The sequence below is a fragment of the Cyanobacterium sp. T60_A2020_053 genome, from assembly GCA_015272165.1.
Lineage (GTDB): Bacteria > Cyanobacteriota > Cyanobacteriia > Cyanobacteriales > Cyanobacteriaceae > Cyanobacterium.
In genome coordinates this window covers 1-17,369 of record JACYMF010000009.1, presented here as the reverse complement: position 1 = coordinate 17,369, position 17,369 = coordinate 1, and the positions used below count along the sequence as shown (strand labels likewise).

18 protein-coding genes are annotated in these 17,369 nt (G+C 37.2%); 10 read left to right on the top strand and 8 right to left on the bottom strand.

Annotation, left to right across the window (positions count from 1 at the left end; all coding sequences use genetic code 11):
• Positions 1 to 191: hypothetical protein (locus IGQ45_01530; protein ID MBF2055908.1), on the top strand; the 191-nt coding region annotated here is incomplete at its 5' end.
• 171 nt (positions 192 to 362) lie between these two features.
• On the opposite strand, the gene clpB is transcribed toward IGQ45_01530, so the two are convergent.
• Positions 363 to 2,999, bottom strand: coding sequence for an ATP-dependent chaperone ClpB (gene clpB, locus IGQ45_01525; GenBank protein MBF2055907.1), 2,637 nt, complete (start codon positions 2,997 to 2,999; stop codon positions 363 to 365).
• A 241-nt stretch (positions 3,000 to 3,240) separates the two neighbouring features.
• On the opposite strand from clpB, the gene IGQ45_01520 reads away from it, so the two are divergent.
• On the top strand, positions 3,241 to 3,717 hold the full coding sequence (locus IGQ45_01520) for a CBS domain-containing protein (GenBank protein ID MBF2055906.1): 477 nt from the start codon (positions 3,241 to 3,243) through the stop codon (positions 3,715 to 3,717).
• 210 nt (positions 3,718 to 3,927) lie between these two features.
• Here IGQ45_01520 and serS read toward each other — a convergent pair whose 3' ends face one another.
• The 3 genes from serS to IGQ45_01505 all read right to left on the bottom strand — a co-directional run bounded on the left by serS (position 3,928) and on the right by IGQ45_01505 (position 6,707).
• Positions 3,928 to 5,217: a serine--tRNA ligase gene (gene serS, locus IGQ45_01515; protein ID MBF2055905.1), complete on the bottom strand. Its 1,290-nt coding sequence runs from the start codon at positions 5,215 to 5,217 to the stop codon at positions 3,928 to 3,930.
• 231 nt (positions 5,218 to 5,448) lie between these two features.
• Positions 5,449 to 6,153 carry a 16S rRNA (uracil(1498)-N(3))-methyltransferase gene (locus IGQ45_01510; GenBank protein MBF2055904.1) on the bottom strand — a complete coding sequence of 235 codons (705 nt, stop codon included), beginning with the start codon at positions 6,151 to 6,153 and terminating at the stop codon, positions 5,449 to 5,451.
• Between the two features lie 92 nt (positions 6,154 to 6,245).
• A complete protein-coding gene (locus IGQ45_01505) occupies positions 6,246 to 6,707 on the bottom strand; it encodes a DUF29 domain-containing protein (protein ID MBF2055903.1) in 462 nt (153 codons plus the stop codon).
• A gap of 220 nt (positions 6,708 to 6,927) precedes the next feature.
• Here IGQ45_01505 and wecB point away from each other — a divergent pair, with 220 nt between their 5' ends.
• On the top strand, positions 6,928 to 8,040 hold the full coding sequence (gene wecB, locus IGQ45_01500; protein MBF2055902.1) for a UDP-N-acetylglucosamine 2-epimerase (non-hydrolyzing): 1,113 nt from the start codon (positions 6,928 to 6,930) through the stop codon (positions 8,038 to 8,040).
• 188 nt (positions 8,041 to 8,228) lie between these two features.
• Here the strand turns inward: wecB and IGQ45_01495 are convergent, their stop codons facing one another.
• Entirely contained in the window at positions 8,229 to 8,615 is a 387-nt protein-coding gene (locus IGQ45_01495) for a DUF948 domain-containing protein (GenBank protein MBF2055901.1), read from the bottom strand.
• 83 nt (positions 8,616 to 8,698) lie between these two features.
• Positions 8,699 to 9,505, bottom strand: a complete 807-nt coding sequence (locus IGQ45_01490) for a carbohydrate ABC transporter permease (protein ID MBF2055900.1) — start codon at positions 9,503 to 9,505, stop codon at positions 8,699 to 8,701.
• Positions 9,506 to 9,675: 170 nt separating this feature from the next.
• On the opposite strand from IGQ45_01490, the gene IGQ45_01485 reads away from it, so the two are divergent.
• Positions 9,676 to 10,257, top strand: a complete 582-nt coding sequence (locus IGQ45_01485; GenBank protein ID MBF2055899.1) for a DUF1997 domain-containing protein — start codon at positions 9,676 to 9,678, stop codon at positions 10,255 to 10,257.
• 11 nt (positions 10,258 to 10,268) lie between these two features.
• Here IGQ45_01485 and IGQ45_01480 read toward each other — a convergent pair whose 3' ends face one another.
• Together IGQ45_01480 and IGQ45_01475 are read right to left on the bottom strand one after the other, a co-directional pair.
• Positions 10,269 to 10,517 carry a hypothetical protein gene (locus IGQ45_01480; GenBank protein ID MBF2055898.1) on the bottom strand — a complete coding sequence of 83 codons (249 nt, stop codon included), beginning with the start codon at positions 10,515 to 10,517 and terminating at the stop codon, positions 10,269 to 10,271.
• Between the two features lie 340 nt (positions 10,518 to 10,857).
• Positions 10,858 to 11,316, bottom strand: coding sequence for a substrate-binding domain-containing protein (locus IGQ45_01475; protein ID MBF2055897.1), 459 nt, complete (start codon positions 11,314 to 11,316; stop codon positions 10,858 to 10,860).
• A 199-nt stretch (positions 11,317 to 11,515) separates the two neighbouring features.
• On the opposite strand from IGQ45_01475, the gene IGQ45_01470 reads away from it, so the two are divergent.
• From IGQ45_01470 to IGQ45_01445, 6 genes are all read left to right on the top strand, one after another.
• Positions 11,516 to 14,698 carry a valine--tRNA ligase gene (locus tag IGQ45_01470; protein ID MBF2055896.1) on the top strand — a complete coding sequence of 1,061 codons (3,183 nt, stop codon included), beginning with the start codon at positions 11,516 to 11,518 and terminating at the stop codon, positions 14,696 to 14,698.
• A gap of 83 nt (positions 14,699 to 14,781) precedes the next feature.
• Positions 14,782 to 15,207 (top strand): hypothetical protein, encoded by a 426-nt coding sequence (locus IGQ45_01465; GenBank protein ID MBF2055895.1) that lies wholly within the window; start codon positions 14,782 to 14,784, stop codon positions 15,205 to 15,207.
• Positions 15,208 to 15,457: 250 nt separating this feature from the next.
• A complete protein-coding gene (locus tag IGQ45_01460) occupies positions 15,458 to 15,754 on the top strand; it encodes a DUF1816 domain-containing protein (protein ID MBF2055894.1) in 297 nt (98 codons plus the stop codon).
• A gap of 126 nt (positions 15,755 to 15,880) precedes the next feature.
• On the top strand, positions 15,881 to 16,762 hold the full coding sequence (locus IGQ45_01455; protein MBF2055893.1) for a hypothetical protein: 882 nt from the start codon (positions 15,881 to 15,883) through the stop codon (positions 16,760 to 16,762).
• A 4-nt stretch (positions 16,763 to 16,766) separates the two neighbouring features.
• Positions 16,767 to 17,072, top strand: coding sequence for a DUF4258 domain-containing protein (locus IGQ45_01450; protein ID MBF2055892.1), 306 nt, complete (start codon positions 16,767 to 16,769; stop codon positions 17,070 to 17,072).
• A gap of 5 nt (positions 17,073 to 17,077) precedes the next feature.
• Complete coding sequence (locus IGQ45_01445; GenBank protein MBF2055891.1) at positions 17,078 to 17,290, top strand: hypothetical protein; 213 nt, start codon at positions 17,078 to 17,080, stop codon at positions 17,288 to 17,290.
• Positions 17,291 to 17,369 lie beyond the last annotated feature (79 nt).

The window sequence follows — 17,369 nt, the reverse complement described above, 5'->3', positions numbered from 1 at the left end:
TAGTTCAATTCATTGAACGTGATACCATTAACCGTGTAATTCATTACACGGTGGGAAAATGCCATAAACCCAGCGCCCTTCACCATAATCCCTCACCCCTAACCCCTCTCCCACAGGCGAGGGGAATAATCCAGCGCCCTTTACCCCATGCAAATATTTACCGACTATCGTTTAATATCGCCGTGCAATAAATTTCATGGCTACCGTAATTTCGTTTAATAAATTAAGCTCTTAATTTCCACACCCAGATATATAAACAACATCTTAGTTCAATTCATTGAACGTGATCCTATGAACCGTGTAATTCATTACACGGTGGGAAAATGCCATAAACCATAGCGCCCTCCACCACACCCCCAAAATTAAGTAACTTCCTGCGCAGAAAAAACCAGCGCCCCTCCCTCATCGCATTTCACCATCACCTTATCCCCTTCCGAGAAAGTTTGATCGAGAATTTTAGTAGCGAGGGGATTTTCTAACTCCCGTTGAATAGCTCGTTTGAGGGGGCGCGCGCCGTAATTAGGATCATAACCCACCTCCACAATATAATCTAGGGCTTCATCGGTTAACTCAATAGAAATTTGTTGTTCACCTAAAAGGCTTTGTAAACGGGCAATTTGCAACGTCACAATATGGCGCAACTCTTCCTTACGCAAACTATGGAAGATAATTAAATCATCAATACGGTTGAGAAACTCAGGGCGAAAATGCTTCGACAGCGCCCCTAAAACTTTCGTGCGCATAGTCTCATAATCCACCTCACCCTTATTACTGAGGATGTATTCACTACCAAGATTAGAAGTCATGACGATGATCGTATTGCGAAAATCCACCACACGCCCCTGAGAATCAGTAATGCGCCCGTCGTCCAAAACTTGCAATAAAATGTTAAAAACATCCCGATGCGCCTTCTCCACCTCATCCAGTAAGACAACCGAGTAAGGGCGCCGGCGCACGGCTTCCGATAATTGCCCCCCCTCTTCATAACCAACATAACCGGGAGGGGCGCCGATTAAACGGGAAACTGCGTGTTTCTCCATATATTCTGACATATCAATGCGCACCATAGCCTCCTCAGAATCAAAGAGAAAACTAGCGATGGCGCGCGCCAACTCGGTTTTCCCCACCCCTGTGGGACCCATAAACAAGAAAGAACCGATGGGACGACCGGGGTCTTTCATCCCAGCCCTAGCCCTGCGTATAGCCGCAGAAACCACCGCTACAGCCTCATTTTGACCCACTACCCTCTCTTGTAAATGAGACTCTAATTCTAGTAACTTTTGGCGCTCAGTTTCCATTAAGCGATTCATGGGAATACCAGTCCAACCAGCGACAATTTCGGCAATATCAGCTTCCGTGACATTTTCCCTCAACATGGCGTTTTCTTGGGCTTGAATTTTTAACAACTCCGCTTCTTTGCTTTCGATGTCATGGTGGATAGTTTCTAACTTACCGTATTTAATCAGCGCCGCTTTTTCATGATCATAAGCCCTTTCTGCCTTATCTAGCTCTAATCTAACCTGTTCTTCTTCCGTTTTCAGTGCCTTGATTTCGTCTAATAATTCCTTTTCAATTTGCCATTGCGATGATAACTCTTTCTGTTTTTCCTGTAATTCGTTGATTTCTGTTTCAATGCGCTCTAAATTACCCTGTGCTGACTTATCACTTTTACCCTCACCCTGTAAGGATAATTGCTCCATTTGTAACTGTAACAAACGGCGATCTAATGCCTCCAATTCCAATGGTTTTGAGGTAATTTCCATTTTTAAACGCGCAGCAGCCTCATCCACCAAATCAATGGCTTTATCAGGTAAAAATCGATCGGTGATATAACGCTGAGATAAAGTGGCGGCGGCGACGAGCGCTGAATCAGTTATTTTCACCCCGTGATGCACTTCGTAACGCTCTTTCAAACCCCGTAAAATAGAAATAGTATCTTCTACCGTGGGTTGTTTAACATAAACTTGCTGAAAACGGCGCTCTAAAGCAGGGTCTTTTTCGATATGCTTACGGTATTCATCCAGCGTAGTCGCGCCAATACAGCGCACCTCACCCCGTGCCAACATGGGTTTAAGGAGGTTTCCAGCATCCATAGCGCCCCCCTCCCTCGAACCAGCGCCCACCACCGTATGCAATTCATCAATAAAAAGGACTATCTGCCCATCGGAATTAACCACTTCCTTTAAAACCGAGCGCAAACGCTCCTCAAATTGCCCCCGATACTTCGCCCCAGCAATCAAGCTACCCATATCTAAACCAATTAACTGCCGATCTTTTAAAGACTCAGGCACATCACCATTAACAATTCTTTGGGCTAAACCCTCAGCAATAGCAGTTTTACCCACACCCGGTTCACCAATTAACACCGGGTTATTTTTCGAGCGCCGAGATAATACCTGTATAACTCGTCTAATTTCATCATCTCGACCGATAACAGGGTCTAACTTACCCAATCTAGCTTGTTCGGTTAAATCTCGACCATATTTAGTTAAAGGTTGCTCATTTTCGTTGCTTTCTTCCTCTTTATTTTCCTCCTGTTGTGCTTCTGCCTTTTCAATGGTAGTCTTAAAGGCTTTGACGCGCGCTTCAAAATCTTGCGGATCGAGGTTAAAACCTCTTAACGTGCGCTTACCGATGCGCTCATCTCCTGAGAATGCCGTTAAAATATGAGAAACGCCGATAAATTCATCTTGCCAACTTTCTCGACAAATTTCTGCTCGGTCTAACAAAATATCAAGACTACGTCCTAAATATAATTGACTGACGCTAAACATTTTCGGCTGACGAGTAGCGAAGTTGCGTAATTGAGTTTCTAGCTTATTCAAATCGACGTTGGCTTGAGTAAAAATATCCTTAGCGATGGTATTTTCTGACAATAAAGCAAGGATCAGGTGTTCTACTTCTAAATTTTGATTTTTAAAATTACGACATACTTCTTGGGATTGCACGACGGCATCCCAAGCACTCTCAGTAAATTTGTTCGGATCAGTTGGCTGCATTCTTCCTCATTTATGGGTAACTATCCTTAATTATTAACTTTTTTTAACCAAATGTCATCATAAAGGGGCAAAGAAGAAGAAAGGGAAGCAGAGGGAGAAGGGGAAGCAGAGGGAGAAGGGGAAGCAGAGGGAGAAGGGGAGATAATTAGGTAAAATCTCATCTCAAGTTGAAGTGAAACTGGTTAAGTTTGATACAATTAAGTATGTTATAAGCACTAAATATATAAAGACTTTAATTATAATGAATAAAACTGTCGCTGAAATTATGACACCATCACCCCTAACGGTGACACCGACAACGCCCCTCCCAGAAGCTATTAGTATTCTGGCAAAAAATCAGTTAAGTGGTCTACCTGTGGTTGATGAAGATAAAAAATTAGTGGGTGTAATTTCTGAAAGTGATTTGATGTGGCAAGAAACAGGAGTTGAACCACCTCCTTATATCATGATTTTAGATAGTGTTATTTATTTGGAAAATCCTAGTCGTTACGAGAATGAAATTCATAAGGCATTAGGGCAAACTGTGGGAGAAGTTATGACAAAAAAACCCATGACTATTAACCGAGATGACACGGTGAAAAAGGCAGCTCAAATTTTTCATGATAAAAAAATCAGTCGCTTACCTGTTATCGATAATGATGATAATGTAGTAGGAATTGTCACTCAAGGGGATATTATTCGCGCCATGGCTTCGGAAAAGGAAACTGACAATCGATAATTGACCATTAGGGTGTGCTAAACAAATCAAAACCCTTATAATATCAGGTCTGCTTAATCACTTATAAATCAGTAATATCTGCATCTTAGTTCAATTTATTGAACGTGAACCTAGTAGCCGTGTAATTCATTACACGGTGGGTAAATTACGAAGATATAATCTTTAATTATCCATTGTCAATTGTCAATTTGCCCTCACGATTACACTTTTTCAGCAACCCCTAATCACATCAGTATGTAAATATGGTTGTAATACGTCAGGAACTTTAACCGTGCCATCAGGTTGCTGATAGTTTTCCAAAATGGCCGCCATAGCGCGCCCCACCGCCAAACCTGAGCCGTTGAGAGTATGAACGTACTGTGTGCCTTTTTTGCCCTTTTCTCTGAAACGAATATCAGCGCGCCTACCCTGAAAATCACCACAATTAGAGCAACTAGAAATCTCTCGATATTGATTACTAGAAGGCAACCACACTTCCAAATCGTAACACTTGGTGGCACTGAAGCCTAAATCCCCCGTACATAATTCTAAAACTCGATAGGGCAATTTAAGAGCTTGTAAAATTGCTTCTGCATCATTTACCATCTTCTCATGTTCGAGGGCGCTGGTGTCGGGATGAACAATTTTCACCAATTCCACCTTATTGAATTGATGGAGACGAATTAAGCCCTTGACATCCTTGCCATAACTTCCAGCTTCCCTACGAAAACAAGGAGTATAGGCACAATGATAAATGGGCAACATCTCACTATCAATAATTTCTTGACGATAAAAATTAGTTAAAGGCACTTCCGCCGTGGGAGTTAACCAAAGGTTTTCCCCCTCACATTTAAAACTTTCCTCTGCAAATTTCGGTAATTGCCCCGTGCCTTGTAAAGATTCCGTATTGATTAAAATAGGGGGCATTACTTCCACATATCCAGCCTTAGTTTGAGTATCCAACATAAAACTAATCAGCGCCCTCTCAAGGCGCGCACCGGCGCCCACCAAAGCCACAAAACGACTCTGAGCAACCTTTACAGCCCTTTCACTGTTAATAATGCCTAAATTCTCCCCGATTTGATCATGACTCGAATAAGTAGGTAAATTAGGTTTATATTCATCACCCCAGCGCCTAATTTCGACATTTTCTGCCTCACTTTTGCCCCTTGGGGTGGTGTCACTAGGTAGATTTGGTAATTCTAATAACTGAGCTTCAATTTGTGCTTTTAACTCTTTTTCTTGAGGCTCTAAATCGGCTAATTTGGTTTTTAAATGGTTGCCTTCTTCTTTTAAACTGATAATTTCTTCGCCTTTTGGATCACTACCTTGACGCATTTTTTGCCCAATCAATTTACCTATTTCATTACTTCTCGCCTGTAATTCTGTTACTTTCCCTTGAATTTCTCTTTGTTTTTTGTCTAATTCTATTAATTCTTGTAAACTATAATTATTATTTCTAGTTTGTAATAAAGCTAAAACTTGTTGACTATTTTCTCGAATTTGTTTTAAATCTAACATAAATTATGATTATTAAAATATTGTTTTTTTACACTAAATATGATCAAAAGGGCAAAGGGCAAGGGGCAAAGGGCAAAGGTAAATTTAAAGATACCTTGCACTATCATTAAATTTGCTCACGTCTTAAAAAACGGGGTTTTAAACCCTTTACTCGATAACTTAAATACTTATCTATTGCCTATTGATTCCCTACCTCAACTGAAAATCATAGCTTAATTCACCAACGCCTGATTATTTTTCGCTCATTCCAGCAATTAAAGACATCACCGTAATCGGTGCAGTGACAGCGCGTAAAATCCTTTTACCAAGGGAAACCTCCTGAAAACCACAATCATGCGCCCTCCGCACCTCATCATCACTCCAACCCCCTTCACAACCAATGGCAATGATAATATTTGCTGGTAAATCTTGTAAATAGGTAATCAGGTGAGGGGCGCTGGTGCGCGCAGAGGCGATATATTTAGAGTAATCCAATGATTTTAAATCACTAATTACTTGATCAAAACATTGAGGGGGATGGATAATGGGGATTACTTGTCGCTCCGATTGCTCAGAAGCCTCCACAGCAATTTTACGCCATCTTTGTAATTTATGATCATTCGGCTTGGGCAAAGTGCGCGCCGTTGTCACAGGAAAAATCTCCGCCACTCCCAATTCCGTCACACAACGAATTACATCATCTAAACCATTACCCTTCGGTAAAGCAATAATTAAATAAACCTTAGTTGATAACTCTTTATTTTCCTTGATAGAAGCAATAATTTCTCCTCCATCAGGGTTAAGTCTTACTTGCCAACATTCCCCCTCCCCATCCAAAGCAATAAAACCATCACCATCACTTAAACGCACCACCCTACGCAAATAATGAATTTGTGAATCTGTTAACTTAATCTGATTTTCTTCTTTTTGTTGAGGATTGATGACTAAACGATACATAGGCTACTTTGCATTTTATTTTAGGTATATCAGTAAAGTGCGAAGAGACAATCAATTTATAAGGGATTACTCAAACATGATATTAAAAAAAATTAAGGAAGCCAATTTTCATCGAGGATATTTTCAAAAGTAATCGTAAATTCTGTAGGGAAAGTATTAAGGGAAAGTTGGGAATGTTGACTAGCAATTTCTCTTGCATCTTGATAACATTTTTCATATTTATTTTTGAGGTAATTATTAAGACTAGGACTATCTTCTAATAATCTTTTTATTTGTTTGCGAAAAGTAATAATTTCTTTTTGCCAATGACCTTTATTTCTGTCTTTTTCTGACTGCCAATATTGTAAAATTAATAAGTGTTCAATCAATTTTATTAATAAACTTTCCAGCTTCCTTTTATCCCTTTTACTCAAGTCTAAAACTTCCTCAATTAGGTTTTCCCAGTCAACTTCATTAAATTTTTGATTTTCTAATTGTTTAACTGTTGCTAATATCCAAAGATTATAGTCAGTATCATATAGGTTTGTTGAGTTTTTAATTAATTGAGTTACCATTCCCAGCACCTTTAATTTTTCAGTGCCTTCGATTATACCAAAAACTGTTAATTAAGATAAATCAATCGACCTTTGCAATAGGCTTAAACCTTCTGCTAGTAAAGATTTGAGTGAAATCAAACCTAAAGTCACTTACACTAATCGACTTAGACTTGTCTAAAGCTCTTGATTATGGTTAAAATTAAGGCGATCAAATACCATAAGATCATTTTAAGCCATAATGTCCAAAATCATTTGCATCACTCTAGGCACGCGCCCGGAAGCCATCAAACTAGCGCCCGTCATCCAAGCATTTCTCAGTCAACCAGATTTCGATACCAAAGTAATTTTAACAGGGCAACACCGAGAAATGGTGCAACAGGTGATGGATTTATTCAACCTCAGCGCCCATGAAGACTTAGACATTATGCAACCGCAACAAACCCTCAGCGATATTACCTGTCGTAGCTTGAAGGGTTTAGAAGAAATTTTCACTCGCATTAAACCTCAATTTGTCATCGCACAGGGAGATACCACCACAGCATTTTCCGCTAGTTTAGCCTCATTTTATCAACAAATCCCCTTCGGTCATGTAGAGGCTGGATTAAGAACTAATAACATTTATAACCCATTTCCTGAAGAAGCGAACCGCCGTTTAATTTCACAAATAACACAACTACACTTCGCGCCCACCACCCTAGCGGTAGAAAATTTGCACCAATCTGGGGTAACAGGAGAAATCCATTTAACGGGTAACACAGTAATTGATGCCTTGTTGTCAGTGGCAAAACAAAACCCCGTTTGTAAAGTGGAAGGGTTAAACTGGCAAAAATATCGAGTTTTATTGGTGACAGTGCATCGCCGAGAAAATTGGGGGCAACCCTTAGCGGATATTATCAAAGGTTTACAGTCGATTTTGGCAAAATTTCCTGATACAGCTATTTTATTACCTCTTCATCGTAATCCTACCGTAAGAGAACCACTACAAAGAGCCTTTGCTAATCATGATAGAGTATTTCTAACTGAACCTTTAGATTATGAGCAATTAGTAGGCGCAATTAATAGCTGTTTTTTCCTTTTAACTGATTCTGGTGGATTACAAGAAGAAGCCCCCAGTTTAGGAAAACCTGTCTTGGTTTTACGAGAAACCACAGAAAGACCAGAAGCGGTAACCGCTGGAACTGCAAAATTAATCGGCACAAATGCAGGGCAAATTTTCATAGAAGCTAGTAATTTATTAGCAGATAAAACTCAATATCAAGACATGGCAGAAGCCATTAATCCTTTCGGTGACGGGAAAGCCTCAGCGCGCATCGTCTCTATCACGAGAAATTATTTGGAGGGCGCTGGATAATATCAACTTCATTTGATCACTTATAAATCAATTAACAATAATCTTAGTTCAATTTATTGAACGAGATACTGTTGGTTCCGTGTAATGAATTACACGGTGGGTAAGTAACGAAGATATTATTCTTGAAGAACTAATTTACCGAACTTGATATAAGTTATTGTGAAAAAATTTGATGTGATTAAGCGTCACTATTCACGAGGATAATTTTGCCAAGTTTGCCAACCAGTTTTTATGCCTACCCACAAACCACGACTTTTAACTTGAATGCCGTTAACCTGTTTTCGTGCTACCGAAATCCCCTGACTAACATTAGTTTCTACTTGTTTTGTCACCGATGTAGCGCCCTTCACCCCTTCTTTTATCTCTGCGGTTAACTCCGTAATTTCTGTATTGGTAGCCTTGAGAGATTCTAAAGCATCAGGAAATTCTCTATTCAGCGTATCGAGTAATTTTTCGGCGGAGTGCGCTGTATGACTTAACTGTAAAGCCACAGGAATTAAAGTAATTAACACAGCCATTAAACTAACAGCAACTAAAGCAAAAGATAATCCCAGCCACAATATTGGATTAGACATAAAGCACCTAAAAACAAAAATTATCCTATTCTCTCTTAATTACTCAAATTAATAATAACATCATCTTTTGACACTATTTAAGGCTAATTTTTCATTCCCGTTGTACCAATACCCTGAATAAACTGTTTTTGTCCGATAATAAATAAAATTATCACAGGTAAAGTTACTAATACCACTCCTGCCATCAACAAAGACCAATCACTGGTAAACTGTTCTTGAAAAGATGCTAAAGTTAATTGAACAGTAGTTAAATTAGGATTAGTAGTAAATACCAAAGGTTTAAAAAGATCATTCCATTCACCAATAAAAGTAAAGAGAAAAAGAGTAATTACGGCAGGTTTTGCAAGGGGTAGAAGAATATACCAAATAATTTGCCCACGATTGGCACCATCCAGCGCCCCTGCCTCTTCCAATTCAATAGGTATAGTAGTAAAATATTGTCTCATTAAAAAAATACCAAACCCATTGGCCGCAGTAGGTAAAATTAATGCCCAGTAAGTATTAATTAAATTAGCATATTTCAGAATTAAAAATATAGGTATTACTAACAGTTGAATTGGAATTACTAAGGTTGCTATTATTAGCAATAAAATTAAATTTTTTCCTCTAAACTTTAATCTAGCTAAAGCATATCCAGCTAAAGCAGAAGTAATAATTTGTATAGCTGTAACACTGATGGCAACCAATGCAGAATTTAAGAAAGCAATAATAAAATTACCTTTTTCCCATACTTGTTGATAATAATTAAAAGTAAAATTACCCTGATTATCAATTAAAGAAGTATATAAAACTATAAAAAGAGGACATAAAGTTAAAAGAACACCAACAGTTAAAACAAAGAATTTTAATCCTGTTTTAATTTTAGTCAAATAATTGTTTTCTATATTCATACATAAATAAATTCTGCTCAATAACTTTCAATTATCCATTGTCCATTGTCAATTAATTTAAAAAATCTATTAATTTATCTCCACTCAAGGTAAGATAAAAGGTACTCAAGTGCGGTATTAAGAAATGTAACATAAAATTAAGGAAGGAAAGTAAATCATTGTTTAGCAATATGAAAATTAAATTTGAGGGACAAGAAAAAGTTAACCTAGAAGTAAAACAACAACAAATCCCCATCCAACACTATCTTAAACAACCTCAGCGCCTAGTCAAAGCCATTACTGATGAAAGATTGATGCAATATTTAGGTAATGATTGCTACCAACTAAAAATGAACCCCCTTAACTTTCTCGATATTTATCATTTTCAACCTGTGGTAGTATTAAAAGTGTGGACGGGCGCTTCAGGTACTGTTTATTTACAATCAGAATCATGCGAGATTAAAGGCATAGAATATATTAATCGTCGTTTTTCCCTGCGACTGAGAGGAAAGTTATCTCCTCAAATTTCAGAGAATAAAGAAGATCATGTGTTCTTACAAGGACAAGCTGATTTAACGGTAGAAGTTGACTTACCACCCCCTTTGTGGCTTACTCCAAAAGCCCTGTTAACTAGCACAGGCAATAGCTTATTGAAGGGAGTGTTAATGCGCATCAAAAATCGCTTAATGTCTCAGCTAGTGCAAGATTACTATAATTTTGCTCAAATAGCGCCCCTCAAAAATGCCGAAAATTATTATTACAGCAAAACTTAGTTTCAAAAGGATTAATTGCTATTGTTACCAAATCTTTGTTGCCATTTTTTTCCTAGCCAACTAACTAAAGCACCTAGAAATAATATACCGATAGCTGGGTTAAAAACGGGTTGCCACAACTTATACCAAATTTCCCAGCCAAGAGGAATACCCATAGATTTACCCACTAAAGCAATGGCAAACCAACCAAAAGCAATGATGACAAGAAAAACATCAGCAATGAGTAAACGGTCTAGCCATGTTAAGATTTGTTGTTTCATTGTTCAATAAAAAAGGATCAAAAGAGCAAAGGGAAGAATTTATTTTAAAAGTAGCTTCCACTACCATTGATAAATACTTACTTTAGAGAAGGGAGGGTTTAAAAACCTCGATTTTTCGATGAAAAATTTTACTTCATCAACTAAAACGAGTAGTTATAGCTACTCTTTAATTAAAGCAATAACAGTTAAACAATACTCTATCATGAGTACAGTAGCAGATAACAACTTAGAGCATTGCTGAATCAAGGTATGAAAATAAAAACTCCAAAATCTGGAATACTTACTATTTAATAGTTTAACGATCTCCCATAAATATGAACCATACTCGAAATCAGCAACGCTAATTATTCATTACTCTTTTAATATCACCCCAATTTTTGCTAATTAAAGCATTTTCTAGTTGATCCCAGTTAAATTTATTATTAGGAAATAATTGCTTTCCTCTTTCTTGCCATGCCATAGCAACTAATAGAGTTTCGGCAATGGGTTGAGGGTTATTGTTAAATGGTTTTTCTTTTCCCAGCGCCCTCAACCGTGTATCTAATTCGCTGATTAATTCATCACTAGCAGGAATTACTATAGTTACTGGAAAATCATTTTTTTTGTTAATAATATTATTAACAATATCTTGCGATCCTTGCACTTTTAAATTAACCTCAATATTAGGATAATTTTCTTCAAAAATTCGCTCAATTTCTTTCAAAGGCTCTTGTAACTCTGAACCAATTACTACATGTAAAGTAGTTTTTTGGAAGGGTAACGGTGCATAGGTAATAATCATTGAAATGGTGAGAAGCATAAAGTCATGGTGAGGGGCGCTGACGCTTTCATTCTATCTTTAAATATCAGAGAAAGTTCTCAAAAGTTTAAAACCATATCATTCAAATAATTAGGTATTTCATTGTTAATGTCGATACATAAATTGCCTAGATGGTCAAGATGTGGCAAAATCAACACAAAGAATATAAATTGAAATAACAGCGCCCTCCAAACCAACCATGACAGCTAGAGAAACCATACTACCACCGCAATACGAAGCGCCCTCCACCGAAGCCAAATGGCAACAATTTTGGCAGGAAAACGAAACCTTCAAAGCCAATCCCCATCAAGAAGGCGAACCTTTTGCCATCGTGATTCCCCCTCCTAATGTTACAGGACAACTACACATGGGACACGCTTTCAACACTTCCTTAATCGATACATTGGTGCGCTATCACCGCATGAAAGGAAAAAATACCCTCTGCTTACCCGGCACTGATCATGCTAGTATCGCCGTACAAACCATTATCGAAAAACAGTTAAAAGCCGAAGGTATTAGTAAATACGAACTAGGTAGAGAGCAATTTTTGGCGCGCGCTTGGGCATGGCGACAAGAATCAGGAGATACTATTTGCAATCAGTTAAAACGTTTAGGATTATCGGCGGATTGGCGTAGAGAAAGATTCACCCTCGATGATAACCTCTGCGAAGCAGTCAAAACAGCTTTTGTAAAACTCTATGAAGAAGGTTTAATTTATAGAGGAAAATATATGGTTAACTGGTGTCCAGAATCTCAGTCAGCGGTATCAGATTTAGAAGTAGAAAATAAAGAAATTGACGGGGATTTATGGCATTTCCGCTATCCCTTTACCGATGGTAGCGGTTTCTTGGAAGTGGCAACCACTCGCCCCGAAACCATGTTAGGAGATACGGCAGTGGCTGTTAACCCCCATGACGGGCGCTATCAACATTTGATCGGTAAAACCTTGACATTACCCTTAATAGGGCGTAAAATTCCTGTCATTGGCGATGAATATGTCGATCCTGCTTTCGGTACTGGATGCGTGAAAGTCACTCCAGCGCACGATCCCAACGATTTTGCTATGGGTAAGCGTCACGATTTACCATTTATTAATATTCTTAACAAAGATGGCACAATTAACGAAAATGGTGGTAAGTATCAGGGTTTAGATCGGTTTGTGGCTAGAAAAGAGGTGGTGCGCGCTATTGATGAAGTTGGTTGTTTAGTGAAAATAGAACGTTATACCCATAGTGTACCCTACAGCGAACGGGGAAAAGTACCCGTTGAGCCTTTATTATCAACCCAGTGGTATGTAAAAATTAAACCTCTCGCACAGGATGCCTTAACAGAATTAGACAATCAAGAATCCCCTTATTTTGTACCTGAAAAATGGCGTAAGGTATATCGAGATTGGTTAGTAAAAATTCAGGATTGGTGTATTTCCCGTCAGTTGTGGTGGGGGCATCAAATTCCAGCTTGGTATATTGTTAGTATGACGAATGGGGAAATTACCGATGATACCCCGTTTGTAGTAGCGCACCATGAAGAGGAAGCCAAAGAAAAAGCCATGGCACTTTATGGGGAAGATATTATCATATCTCAAGACCCTGATGTGTTGGATACTTGGTTTTCTTCGGGATTGTGGCCCTTTTCTACCATGGGATGGCCTGAAAATACGGAGGATTTAGCTACCTATTACCCTAATACTACTATGGTGACGGGGTTTGATATTATTTTCTTTTGGGTAGCGCGCATGACGATGATGTCAAAACATTTCACGGGCAAAATTCCCTTCCGTGATGTTTATATCCACGGGTTAGTGAGAGACGAAAACGGCAAAAAAATGTCTAAATCTGCTAATAATGGTATTGATCCTCTTTTGTTATGTAATAAATATGGTACAGATGCTCTCAGATATACGCTGATTAGAGAGGTGACGGGCGCTGGGCAAGATATTAGTTTACAATATAACCGAGAAACTGATGAATCCGAGTCGGTGGAGGCTTCCCGTAATTTTGCTAATAAGTTATGGAATGCGGCGCGCTTCGTGTTGATGAATTTAGATGGTAAAACCCCTCAACAGTTGGGCTATCCTAATTTAACTCAATTAGAATTAAGTGATCGTTGGATTTTGTCTCGTTTTAATCAAGTAGTTAAACAAACTGATGATTACCTCGAAAAATACGCCTTGGGAGAATCTGCCAAGGGTTTATATGAGTTTATTTGGGGTGATTTTTGCGATTGGTATATTGAGTTAGTCAAAACTAGGCTTTGGCAGGATGCAGAATCTTCTTCTAAGATTGTGGCGCAACAAACCCTCGCCTATGTATTGGAAGGTATTTTAAAGTTATTACATCCTTTCATGCCTCACATCACTGAGGAAATTTGGCACACCTTAACCCAAAATGAGGGAGATAGTTTGGCGTTACAGTCTTTTCCTGTAGTTGATGAGTTGCTGGATTTATCCCCCGTGATTTATAGTCAACCATCGGATTTTGTGAGCTTCAGCAGTGATGATACTGCTACTATTGTTAAAGTGGGCGATCAATTAACTCATCTTTTGGAGATGTTACCCCGACAATTAAGTTTCTTGGTGAAAAAGTATCAACAGCCAGTAACTTTATTGTTAGTAATCTTTTTTACTTTTGTTGTGCTACAACTAATTACCTCTTTATTGGATGCTATTCATAGTTTCCCACTTTTAGCGCCCTTGCTGAGGTTGACGGGCGCTGGTTATTCTTTGTGGTTCATTTATACTAATCTTCTGTATGTAGAGCAAAGAAAAGAAACTTTAGCACGTTTTGATCATCTGAAACAGGAAATTTTTGGCACAAAAAATCAGCCTAAATCTTTAGAAATTTCTCTGGAAAAATCAGAAACAAAATTAATTACTATCATTCCAGAAACTCTTATTAGTCAAGAGTTAGAAGATAGTTTTAGATTGTTGTTTGAGACGATGCGCGCTGTGCGTAATTTGCGTGCGGAAGCGGAAGTTAAACCGGGTGCAAAAATTTCTTTAATTTTACAATCTGATAATGGGGAAGAAAGGAAAATTTTAGAAAATACTAGAGTTTATCTGGAGGAATTAGCAAAGGTCGAAAATTTATCTATCGTGGCTAGTTTAAGTCAGGAAAAAATTAAAGCCATTGCTTCTGTTGTCGGTACAATTCAAATTTTGATACCTTTAGAAGGAGTAATCGATGTTGAGAAATTAACTGAAAAATTAACTAAGAAATTAAGTAAAATTGAGGGGGAGGTTAAATCTTTAGAAAATCGGTTAAATAACCCTAATTTTACGGGTAAAGCGCCCTCCGCCATTATTAAAAGTGTTGAAGATAACCTTAATGAAAGTAAAATTCAAAGGGCAATTTTGCAAAATCGTCTCGAATTATTACAATAATTAAACTTTGATTAACAAGGGGTTTAAACCCCTTGCTTTAATTGATTTATTTATTATCAATTATCCATTGTCAATTAATAAAGATGTTACATTTAGCTCAAGTGGTGAAAAATAGTATTTCTGAGCGTTTAGAATTACATCTATTAGCAGAAGAAACATCAGCTAATCAATGGCAGTTTTGTCATGAAAAATATATTTCTCTTTCCCAACAAGATCAGTTAAATTTAGGGTTATTAATTCTCGTCGAATTAGGGGAAAATGATCATATTATTCACTATGAAAATGCTAAGGATTGGGTATTAAATTTGATTAGGCAATATTTAGCGGAAGGCAAAATCGAGAATGTGGATTTTTTACAACAGGAAAAGGTAAAAATTGAAAAGTGGCGACAAGAATTAACTTCTCAAAGTCAGGATTTGACTAGGATTCGTTTAGAGATTGAAACGCGCCGAGAAGAATTACAAGAATTAGAAAATAAATTAAGTTTGGAAAGAAATAATAATGAATAATTGACAATTGACAATGGAGAATTAATAATACACAATTTATTATCAACAATTAAGCATTAAAACTTCATAATTCGTAACTCATAATTCTTTCGGTGATTTGGGTAAATATCCCCTTGTCAATTCGAGAAAGAAACATTAGAGTTGAGGTAGCAAGGGAAAATTTATCGAAACAGAAGAATAAATGCATTTTTTGCCTTTAATATCAAGTAACATTGAGTAAATTTTGAGAACTATACACTGAGGTGTCATTATGAAAGAATTGTTGATTGGAGTATTAAACTTTTTTGGTTTAGCGGTATGGATCAAAGTTACTACTGACAATCCCCGTTGTGTTTACTTTTTTGGACCTTTTTTGACAATGAAGGGCGCTAGAGAAGAAGAAAACGGCTATTTAGAAGATTTACTAGGGGAGGGCGCTAGGGGTATAAAAACTGAAATCAAACGCTTTAAACCAAGTGAGTTAACTATTTTTGATGACTTGGCTGATGTGGATAATGCACCTCAAGAAATTAGTAGGATGACTAGCCAACCTTCTTTATATCTTTAATTTAATTGGGCTTATTTTATTCTTTCTCATTATCTCTACAAGGAGAAAGATTGAGTAATTTGCCCGAATATTTACCCCTTTTCTATAAAGAAGAGGGGTAAAATTATAAATTATGAACTATAGATTATGAAAGAATATAATAAATTATTTAAAAAAGAAATAACCGAAGACGGCTCAGTTACTTTTTATTCAGAAGAATTTGACGAGAATTTTCATAGTAAATATGGAGCAAAAAAAGAATCAGAAATTACCTATATTCAAGGCTGTAAAATAGTTGAAAAATTACAAAGTAAATCATCTGTAAAAATTCTTGATGTGTGTTTTGGATTGGGTTATAATGCCGCTTCAGCATTAGAAATTTATCAAAAAATAAAACCGTCTTCTCATTTAGAAATTATTGCTTTAGAAATAGATGAAGATGTAATTCAACAAACCATTAATCATAATTTACTCTCTTTTTGGTCTCAGGAAACTAAGGAAGTTTTAACTTTTTTAGCTGAACACAAAACATTTATTAATCAAAGCTATTCTTTGCAATTAATTATTGATGATGCTAGAATATCTTTAGAAAAATTAGTCAATCAAAAGTATCAATTTGATGCAATTTTTCTCGATCCTTTTTCTCCACCTAAATGTCCTCAATTATGGACAGTAGAATTTTTTGGGCTTCTAAGTAAATGTTTAGCGAATGATGGTATTATTGCTACTTATTCTTGTGCGGCGGCAGTGCGTAAAGCCATGCAATTAAATGGTTTAAATATCGCTTCTAATGAAGCTGTAGGAGGAAGGGCGCCCGGCACCATTGCTTCATTTTATCCTCTCCCACCATTATCCTTAAAAGAGTTAGAACAGCTAGAAACAAAGGCTTCTGTGCCTTACCGAGATACTGATTTGCGGGGGAGGGCGCCCTCCATCCTAAAACAACGTGAAAATGAGCAAAAAAATTCTAGTCTTGAATCCACTGGTAAATGGAAAAAAAGATGGTCAAAATCTAACAAGGTTTATTAATTAAATGCTTAGAGAAATTAGACGGAAAATAATTAGTGGAGAGTTTGAGTTGTCGAAACACGCTGTTGATCAATCGATTTTCAGAAAGATTAGAATAAAGGAAATAAGAGAAATGATAAATAATGGCAAAATAATCGAAGACTATCCCGATGATAAATACGGTGCTAGTTGTTTAATTTGCGGTTTTACAATGGTTAATCGTCCTTTACATATTCATTGTAGCTATCCTTCTCGCCCGATTTTAAAAATAATCACTCTTTATCAACCGACGCAAGAAGGTTGGCAAAATAATTTTACAATTAGGAGGTAATTTTCATGAATTTTAAACAGGAAAATAAACAATTAGTAAATAAGTTGGTTACTTATTCTTTGGAGTTAAATGGGCAGTTAATTATAGTAGAAAATGTACCTGCGAGGGTAAATGAGGAAACGGGAGAAAAGTTTTTTGCTCCTGATATAGTAGAACGTTTACAAGATATGATTTTAGGTGATGAAAAACCCCTAAATTTTATCTTGAAATGTGAGTGAAAGACCCCCGTTGAATTTCTCAACAAAAAAATACCCACTGAAATCAACGGGGGATGTAAACGAACCAACAAAAAAATCG

Coding starts and splice junctions, on each gene's coding strand:
- clpB (MBF2055907.1), bottom strand. CDS start 2,999: ATGCAGCCAACTGATCCGAACAAATTTACTGAGAGTGCTTGGGATGCC.
- IGQ45_01520 (MBF2055906.1), top strand. CDS start 3,241: ATGAATAAAACTGTCGCTGAAATTATGACACCATCACCCCTAACGGTG.
- serS (MBF2055905.1), bottom strand. CDS start 5,217: ATGTTAGATTTAAAACAAATTCGAGAAAATAGTCAACAAGTTTTAGCT.
- IGQ45_01510 (MBF2055904.1), bottom strand. CDS start 6,153: ATGTATCGTTTAGTCATCAATCCTCAACAAAAAGAAGAAAATCAGATT.
- IGQ45_01505 (MBF2055903.1), bottom strand. CDS start 6,707: ATGGTAACTCAATTAATTAAAAACTCAACAAACCTATATGATACTGAC.
- wecB (MBF2055902.1), top strand. CDS start 6,928: ATGTCCAAAATCATTTGCATCACTCTAGGCACGCGCCCGGAAGCCATC.
- IGQ45_01495 (MBF2055901.1), bottom strand. CDS start 8,615: ATGTCTAATCCAATATTGTGGCTGGGATTATCTTTTGCTTTAGTTGCT.
- IGQ45_01490 (MBF2055900.1), bottom strand. CDS start 9,505: ATGAATATAGAAAACAATTATTTGACTAAAATTAAAACAGGATTAAAA.
- IGQ45_01485 (MBF2055899.1), top strand. CDS start 9,676: ATGAAAATTAAATTTGAGGGACAAGAAAAAGTTAACCTAGAAGTAAAA.
- IGQ45_01480 (MBF2055898.1), bottom strand. CDS start 10,517: ATGAAACAACAAATCTTAACATGGCTAGACCGTTTACTCATTGCTGAT.
- IGQ45_01475 (MBF2055897.1), bottom strand. CDS start 11,316: ATGCTTCTCACCATTTCAATGATTATTACCTATGCACCGTTACCCTTC.
- IGQ45_01470 (MBF2055896.1), top strand. CDS start 11,516: ATGACAGCTAGAGAAACCATACTACCACCGCAATACGAAGCGCCCTCC.
- IGQ45_01465 (MBF2055895.1), top strand. CDS start 14,782: ATGTTACATTTAGCTCAAGTGGTGAAAAATAGTATTTCTGAGCGTTTA.
- IGQ45_01460 (MBF2055894.1), top strand. CDS start 15,458: ATGAAAGAATTGTTGATTGGAGTATTAAACTTTTTTGGTTTAGCGGTA.
- IGQ45_01455 (MBF2055893.1), top strand. CDS start 15,881: ATGAAAGAATATAATAAATTATTTAAAAAAGAAATAACCGAAGACGGC.
- IGQ45_01450 (MBF2055892.1), top strand. CDS start 16,767: ATGCTTAGAGAAATTAGACGGAAAATAATTAGTGGAGAGTTTGAGTTG.
- IGQ45_01445 (MBF2055891.1), top strand. CDS start 17,078: ATGAATTTTAAACAGGAAAATAAACAATTAGTAAATAAGTTGGTTACT.